General features: G+C 59.5%; 7 protein-coding genes. 5 read left to right on the top strand and 2 right to left on the bottom strand.

The annotated features are described in order from the left end of the window. Nucleotides 1–29 precede the first annotated feature (29 nt). Nucleotides 30–455 (bottom strand): IS200/IS605-like element ISAeme8 family transposase, encoded by a 426-nt coding sequence (gene tnpA / locus AB5Y50_RS11025; RefSeq protein WP_041205574.1) that lies wholly within the window; start codon nt 453–455, stop codon nt 30–32. Nucleotides 456–512: 57 nt separating this feature from the next. On the opposite strand from tnpA, the gene AB5Y50_RS11020 reads away from it, so the two are divergent. The 5 genes from AB5Y50_RS11020 to glpQ all read left to right on the top strand — a co-directional run bounded on the left by AB5Y50_RS11020 (nt 513) and on the right by glpQ (nt 7,046). Then, the gene (locus AB5Y50_RS11020) at nt 513–1,652 is read left to right on the top strand and encodes an RNA-guided endonuclease TnpB family protein (protein WP_041206863.1); all 1,140 of its coding nucleotides are present in this window, start codon (nt 513–515) and stop codon (nt 1,650–1,652) included. Between the two features lie 47 nt (nt 1,653–1,699). Beyond that, the gene (gene glpT, locus AB5Y50_RS11015) at nt 1,700–3,067 is read left to right on the top strand and encodes a glycerol-3-phosphate transporter (RefSeq protein WP_102948239.1); all 1,368 of its coding nucleotides are present in this window, start codon (nt 1,700–1,702) and stop codon (nt 3,065–3,067) included. Between the two features lie 101 nt (nt 3,068–3,168). Continuing rightward, nucleotides 3,169–3,927, top strand: coding sequence for a DeoR/GlpR family transcriptional regulator (locus tag AB5Y50_RS11010; protein ID WP_010674233.1), 759 nt, complete (start codon nt 3,169–3,171; stop codon nt 3,925–3,927). A gap of 449 nt (nt 3,928–4,376) precedes the next feature. After that, on the top strand, nt 4,377–5,864 hold the full coding sequence (glpD, locus tag AB5Y50_RS11005; protein WP_102948240.1) for a glycerol-3-phosphate dehydrogenase: 1,488 nt from the start codon (nt 4,377–4,379) through the stop codon (nt 5,862–5,864). A 102-nt stretch (nt 5,865–5,966) separates the two neighbouring features. Further along, the gene (gene glpQ / locus AB5Y50_RS11000) at nt 5,967–7,046 is read left to right on the top strand and encodes a glycerophosphodiester phosphodiesterase (protein ID WP_102948241.1); all 1,080 of its coding nucleotides are present in this window, start codon (nt 5,967–5,969) and stop codon (nt 7,044–7,046) included. A 56-nt stretch (nt 7,047–7,102) separates the two neighbouring features. Here glpQ and AB5Y50_RS10995 read toward each other — a convergent pair. Continuing rightward, nucleotides 7,103–8,163 (bottom strand): IS4 family transposase (locus AB5Y50_RS10995; protein ID WP_368162444.1); only part of this gene is annotated, 1,061 nt, incomplete at its 5' end.

The raw sequence follows: 8,163 nt of genomic DNA, 5'->3' as shown, positions 1-8,163 counted from the left end.
CGCCCAATCGGGCGGGGATATAAGGGGAGCTAATCTGGTGTGTTCTGCGAGGCCACATACGCCTTGAGCGTTTCGATAGTGGCCCCGCCAGCACTGCAAGCAAAGTAAGAGCGCGACCACAGGAGCCCGCTATTACTTTGCTTTCGTAGGTGCGTATTCAATATGCGGATCTGGCGGCTACTGATCGACTTCAAATTATTGACCAACACACTGACGGCCAACTTCGGTGGATAGGCTACGAGCAGATGAACGTGATCGGCTTCGCCATCCATCTCCAGAATGTCGATCTCCAACTTCTCTGCCGCAGATAAAAATGCGCCGCGCATCTGCTCGATCATGGTGCCATCAAGCAGTTTGCGGCGGTACTTCGTGGTGAAGATTAAATGCACAACTAGCTTGCTGACGGAGTGACGCCTCCGCAGATACCTAGTCAAATCATCATGATGCACACTCACTTGCAATACTTCGTTAAAAGTCATACTGTATGGGTATCCTAGCAGCGAGCGGTGACTTTGAGAAGAGCAACGAAAGTACGCATTTATCCGACCGACGAACAAGCGGCATTCTTGAATGCCCAGTTCGGCGCGGTGCGGTTCGCGTACAACAAGGCCCTTCATATTCAACGACACATGTTCAAGCGTCACGGGATTTCACTGAAACCGAAACGCGACCTGAAACCCATGCTCGCAGTGGCGAAAAAATCGCGCAAATACGGCTGGCTAAAGGAGTACGATTCACTCGCCTTGCAGCAAGCGGTGATTAATCTCGACAAGGCATTCGCCAACTTCTTCAATCCCAAGCTCAAGGCACGAATGCCTACCTTCAAGAGCAAACGGGGCAGGCAATCCAGCTATCACCCCAACGGAAAGGTGCTCACAGCGGCTATCCAGTTGCCGAAGATGACGCCCATCAGGGCGGTCATTCATCGAGATATTATCGGCGTGGTATCCAGCATCACAGTCAGCCGTGGCCCGACAGGGAAATACTATGCTTCCATCCTTTGCGAGGATGGCTGCGAGGCTCCCGCCAAGCCCACCTTCATCACGGACGTGACTGGCTGTGATATGGGGCTGTCCCACTACCTCATTGAGTCGAGCGGCAAAAAGATTGCCAATCCACGCCACCTTATCAACGCCAGTCGCAATCTACGACGCAAGCAAAAGGCACTGTCTCGCAAGAAAAAGGGCAGCGCCAACCGTGGCAAGGCAAGACGGCAACTGGCCGCCCTGCACGAACGGGTAGCCAATGCCCGCGCCGATTTTCAGCACAAACTCTCTCACACGATGGTTGACGAAAACCAAGCGGTCATCGTGGAGACATTGAAATCAGCGAACATGATGAAAAATCACAAACTGGCCCGCGCCATTGGCGATGCTGGTTGGCATGGTTTCATCATGAAGCTGGAGTACAAGGCACAAGCGGCGGGTCGCCACCTAATCAAACTTGATCAGTGGTTTGCCAGCTCGAAACTGTGTAGCGATTGCGGCCACAAGATGCCGGACATGCCGTTGCATCAGCGGCAGTGGGTATGTCCAGCGTGTGGGGCAGGGCATGACCGCGACATTAACGCGGCCATGAATATCCAGCAACAAGGCATATTGGAATTAAAGGCGGCGGGACACGTCGTTTCTACCCATGGAGGCCAGCGTTAATCTGCCAATTCGGCAGTAGCGGCCTAAGAAGTGGGAAGCCTCGCCGCTTGCGGCGGGGAGCAGTCACTCTCTTCAGGCCTGCACCCCATATCGACCGGCTGCCGGCCGACAAGGTGGATCCCTTCTATAAACGCATGCGTTGGCAGGTGTTCTTCGGGATCTTCTTCGGGTATGCGGGTTACTACCTGGTACGGAAAAACTTCAGTCTGGCGATGCCCTACCTCATCGAGCAGGGCTTCTCCCGCGGGGATCTGGGTCTGGCCCTCTCCGGCGTCTCCATCGCCTACGGTCTCTCCAAATTCCTGATGGGGAACGTGTCGGACAGATCCAACGCGCGCTACTTCCTCTCCGCCGGTCTGCTGCTCTCGGCAGGCATCATGTTCATGATGGGGACCATGCACTGGGCTACCTCCAGCATTGGCATCATGTTCGTGCTCCTGTTCCTGAACGGCTGGGCACAGGGCATGGGCTGGCCTCCCTGCGGCCGCACCATGGTGCACTGGTGGTCACAGAAGGAGCGGGGTGAGATCGTCTCGGTCTGGAACGTGGCCCACAACGTGGGCGGCGGCATGATAGGCCCCCTGTTCATCCTCGGCATGGGCTGGTTCAACGACTGGCGCAGCGCCTTCTATGTGCCTGCGGCGGCGGCGGCGGCCATCGCGGTGATTGCCTTCTTCGTGATGCGCGATACCCCGCAATCGGTCGGTCTGCCCCCCATCGAGGAGTACAAGAACGACTACCCGAAGGATTACAACGAAAGCCACGAGCAGGAGTTCTCCGCCAAGGAGATCTTCATGAAGTACGTGCTGCACAACAAGCTGCTCTGGTATATCGCCATCGCCAACGCCTTCGTCTACCTCATCCGTTACGGCGTGCTGGACTGGGCGCCCACCTATCTGAAAGAGGCCAAGGACTTCAGCGTGGATCACTCCTCCTGGGCCTACTTCCTCTATGAGTGGGCGGGGATCCCGGGCACCCTGCTGTGCGGCTGGATCTCCGACAAGATGTTCAAGGGCCGCCGTGCCCCGGCAGGCATCCTGTTCATGGTGCTGGTGACCCTCTCCGTGCTGGTCTACTGGTTCAACCCGGCGGGGAACCCGACCATCGACATGATGGCCCTGGTCGCCATCGGCTTCCTCATCTATGGCCCCGTCATGCTGATCGGCCTCTACGCCCTGGAGCTGGCGCCCAAGAAGGCGGCCGGTACCGCGGCGGGCTTCACCGGCCTGTTCGGTTATCTGGGTGGCGCGGTCGCGGCCAACGCCATGCTGGGCTATACCGTTGACCACTTCGGCTGGGACGGCGGCTTCATGGTGCTCACCGTCTCCTGCGTGCTCTCCATCATCCTGCTGGCCATGACCCTCAAGCACGAGAACGAGTCGATTGCCGCCAAGGCGGCTGCCCATAAGGCATAAAACGTGATCCTGCCCTTATCGATTGGAAAAGGGATCAGGTACACTGCCAAAGGCCCCGCACCTGCCGGGGCCTTTTTTCGTCTCATCTGCGGAGTGCAAGCGTGAAGCAAACCCAACGACATCTGGAGATCCTGGACGTCCTGACCCGGCAGGGTTTCGTCTCGACCGACGATCTGGTGACCCATTTTGACGTCAGCCCCCAGACCATTCGCCGGGATCTCAACGATCTCGCCGAACAGAACAAGATCCGGCGCCATCACGGCGGGGCCTCACTGCATTCGAGCACCGTCAACACCGCCTACAGCGCCCGCAAGGTGATGCAGCTCAAGGAGAAGGAGCGCATCGCCCGGGAAGTGGCCGCCAACATCCCCGACGGCTCGTCGCTCTTTATCGACATCGGCACCACCACCGAGGCCATCGCCCGGGCCCTGCTCGACCACCGGGAGCTGCGCGTGGTCACCAACAACCTGAACGTCGCCAGCATCCTGACCGCCAAGGATGACTTCACCGTCATCATCGCCGGCGGCGAAATTCGCAACCGGGATGGCGGCATTGTCGGGGAGGCGACCCGCGACTTCATCGGCCAGTTTCGCATGGACTACGGCGTCATCGGCATCTCGGGCATCGACAGCGACGGTTCCCTGCTCGATTTCGACTATCACGAGGTGAAAATCGCCCAGGCCATCATCGCCCACTCCCGCCAGGTGTTCCTGGCCGCCGACCACACCAAGTTTGGCCGCAACGCCATGGTCAACCTCGGCAACCTCAACCAGATCCACGCCCTGTTCACGGATCAGGAGCCGCCGGAGAAGCTGATGCGACTGATGTCCCAGCATCAGATCGCCTGCCATATCTGCTGAGCTTCCCCGTACAGGCATCAGGCCGCCTCGGGGCGGCCGCTTTTTTTTCTGCCCCCTCCCGGCCTGCGGCGTCTCCCTTGCGGCGCCTAAGAGGCCAGTTCCTGGCGCTGACACACCTTCTTTGACCCCTGATGTTGCCCCCGCACTCGGGCACCCGGTTTGCACCGACGCTAGGCGCCTGCGAGGAATTCACGCCATCGCCTTCATCACCTTGCCCCATGGGCACCCCCATCCGGCACTCTTTGTTCTCCTCCCTGCCCGAAATGGCTGTTTCCGGCAGACCTTAGCTTGGCCAGGCCATCACCGACTGGCAGCATTTTTAGCATTGTGAAAACAATCGCGATCACATTTCTCTCACGAAATGTTCGTTTATTGGTTTTTTATGTTCTAATATGAGCGAAATCAAACATTGCTGTCATGGCAAACACAAAATAAGAAAGTAGGTGAACATGAGCGAACATTATGATCTGGTCGTCGTCGGCGGCGGCATCAACGGGGTCGGCATCGCGGCAGATGCGGCGGGGCGGGGGCTGAAGGTGGCGCTGTTCGAGGCGAGCGATCTCGCCTCTGCCACCTCGTCCAACTCCAGCAAGCTGATCCACGGCGGCCTGCGCTATCTCGAACATTACGAATTCCGGCTGGTGAAAGAGGCGCTGGCGGAGCGGGAGGTCCTGCTCGGTATGGCTCCCCACATCGCCCGTCCCATGCGTTTTCGTCTGCCTCATCGCCCGCACCTGCGTCCGGCCTGGATGATCCGCGCCGGTCTCTTCCTTTATGACAACCTGGCCAAGCGGGACAGGCTCAAGGGGAGTTGCGGTCTGCGCTTCCTGCCACAGGACGGTCTCAAGAGCGGCATCAACAAGGGCTTTGAATACTCGGACGCCTGGGTCGACGACGCCCGGCTGGTGGTGCTCAATGCCATGCTGGCGCGGGACAAGGGCGCCGATGTCCAGACCCGTACCCGCTGTGTCAAGGCGGTGCGCGGCTCCAAACACTGGACCCTGACGCTGGAGCGGGAAGGGGGCGAGCAATTCACCGTCAGCTGCCGTGGTCTGGTCAATGCGGCGGGCCCCTGGGTCAAGACCTTCTATGACGAGAGCCTGAGCGAGAAATCCCCCCGCGGCATTCGCCTCATCAAGGGGAGCCACATGATAGTGCCGCGCATCCATGAGCGCGAAGAGGCTTACATCCTGCAAAACGAGGACAACCGCATCGTCTTCGTCATCCCCTACCAGCAGGACTATTCCCTCATCGGCACCACGGACGTGGAGCACAAGGGCAGCCCGCGGGAAGCCAAGATCAGCGATGCCGAGATCAACTACCTGTGCAAGGTGGTCAATGCCCACTTCACTAGGCAGATAAGCCCGGCAGACGTGGTGTGGACCTATGCCGGGGTGCGCCCCCTGTGTGACGACGAGTCCGATTCACCCCAGGCGGTGACCCGGGACTACACGCTCGAGCTCAGTGGTGAATCCGACGGCGCGCCGCTGTTGTCGGTGTTTGGCGGCAAGCTCACCACCTACCGCAAGCTGGCCCAGGCCGCCTGCAACAAGCTCAAGCCCTGGTTCAGCCAGATGGGAGAGGACTGGACCGCCTCCTGCCGGCTGCCCGGTGGCGAGTTCGACTGCTCGGTGCGTGAACTGGCGCGTGCCTTTGCGCTGGAATTCGACTGGCTCGACGATCGCAGCGCCCTGCGCATCGCCGAAGCCTATGGCGCTCATGCCCGCCTCTGGCTGAAGGAGGAGCGCGGCCAGCACTTTGGCGCCGGGCTGTATGAATCCGAAGTGCGCTATCTCATCGCGCGCGAATGGGCCCACTCTCTGGAGGACATCCTGTGGCGCCGCAGCAAGCTGGGGCTGCGCCTGTCGGAATCCGAGCAGCAGCAGCTCGGTGCCTGGCTGCTCGAGCACCACCACGTCCTGCCCGAAGCCTGCTGATGACCCATGGCGGGCGGCCTTAGCCGCCCGCCGTCAAACTGCAATAAACCCCTGCTATAACAATTACCTGCATCCTACACACCATAACAACGAGACCTCTTGATGAAGCAACCTCACCGTACCCTGATAGCCCTTGGCCTCGGGGCCGCCTTGGCGCTGCCCGCACTGGCGGCCGACGAAGGCAAAATCGTGATCGCCCACCGTGGTGCCTCCGGTTACCTGCCGGAACACACCCTGGAATCCAAGGCCCTGGCCTATGGCATGGGGGCCGACTATCTGGAGCAGGACCTGGTGATGACCAAGGATGACCAGCTGGTGGTGATGCACGATCACTTCCTCGATGGCATCACGGACGTGGCCGAGCGCTTCCCCGGCCGGGCCCGCCCGGACGGACGCTACTATGTGGTGGATTTCACCCTGGGCGAGGTGCGCTCCCTGCGCATGACCGAGCCGTTCCAGCTGGTGGACGGCAAGCAGGTGCCGGTCTATCCGGCGCGCTTCCCGCTGTGGAAGTCCAGCTTCAGGATCCATACCTTCCAGGAAGAGATCGAGATGATCCAGGGGCTCAACAAGAGCACCGGCAAGCACATCGGCATCTACCCGGAGATCAAGGCTCCCTGGCTGTTCCGCCACGAGGGCAAGGACATCTCCAGGGCGGTGCTGAACGTGCTCAAGGAGTACGGCTACACCAGCAAGAGCGACAAGGTCTATCTGCAGTGCTTCGATGCCAACGAGCTCAAGCGCATCAACGGCGAGCTGATGCCCGCCATGGGTATGGACTTGAAGTTGGTGCAGCTGATGGCCGAGACCGACTGGAACGAGACCATGGTCTATGACGCCAAGGGCAAGGCGACCCCCTATGACTACGACTGGATGTTCAAGCCGGGTGCCATGAAGACCATCGCCACCTATGCCGAGGGAATCGGTCCCTGGAAACCCATGGTGGTGACCGAGCCGGGCACTCCCGGCAAGCCGGTCTTCACCGGCATGGTGAAAGAGGCCCACGCGGCCGGTCTCAAGGTGCATCCTTATACCTTCCGTCAGGATGAGGGGCAGATCCCGGCCTATGCGAAAGACTTCACCGACCTGCTCAACATCTTCCTCTATCAGGCCGATGTGGACGGGGTATTCAGCGACTTCCCCGACAAGGCGGTCGAGGCTATCAAGGCCCACGGCAAATAATAAAAGAAGAGCAACACGGGAATGCAAGCGGGGCCAGGTGCCCTAATGCCAGTCAGTTAAGCCTGACTGGCATTGTTTTTACTAGGTTTTCTCGTCGCATACTTCTGTGGTTTGGCTTTGATGCACCTTGGGTAACTTCGTTCTCGGCGGGCGGGTAACTTGAACTGCTCTGCCTGTTTGTCCAACTCAGCGACACGCCCTGGAACCATGCCCGGTGACACAAACGGCAGGCAACTGAGTTCATGCAGCAGATACACCGATGCCATGTGAAAGCTCAACTGGCTGGCCGTATAGCCCTTTAAGCTCGCCGCCATCCTAACCATCTGATATCTCAGTAGGTTATAGGCCAATACCAAGCCCCATAGCTCCTGCCTTACTCCATCGGGTTTCTTGCTGCGCAGCGTCAGCCGGTGCTGTTGCAGGCTATGTTTCATCTCCCGATAGCCCAGCTCGATTTCCCAGCGATTCTGGTATAGCTCCATCAACTCGCTGGCCGGGAAGCGCAGCGGGTCGGTGAGCGAGGTCAGCACCTGCCGCTCCTTGCCGTTTACCGTCCGGGTCAGCAGCCGGGCTTCGAACTGCTCCGGCAACTCGCTCCACTTCTTCTTGGCCTGCGGACTGGCACTGAGGCGTACCAGCACATCCTGCCGCCCCAGCTTGCGGATGACCTCGTATTGAGCCCCCTTTTTCAGCGGAATAAGCCAGTGACGCGCTACGCCCTGGCGTTGCCAGGCATGGAGTAACCCCAGTGAGTAGAAGCCCTTATCGAACAGGGTCAGGCTATTATCGGGTGTTTTTTCAATCAGTTGCTCTGCCAACACCATCTCGTTTACCGCACAGGAGTCCATCACTGTCTGGGTCAGCAGATGACTGGTCAGCTCCATCTGACACAACATGCGGACCTGGGGATATTGCGTCTCCCCCTGGACGGTTTTCGACTTGGCAAAGGCGCCGGCATTGTCCGGAGTATCGGGCGTGCGCCAGACCACCCCGTCCACGGCCAGCAGCTGCAAGCCGGCCCAGGTGGGGTGCTGACACTGCTGATGCCAGAGTGTGGCGGTCTGCTGGAACACCTGTCGAACGGCTTGGTCAGCCAGTTTTTGGCGCGCCTGGATGA

This window comes from Aeromonas sp. s6, assembly GCF_040907815.1.
GTDB lineage: Bacteria > Pseudomonadota > Gammaproteobacteria > Enterobacterales > Aeromonadaceae > Aeromonas > Aeromonas caviae.
This window is presented reverse-complemented; position numbering and strand designations above follow the sequence as displayed.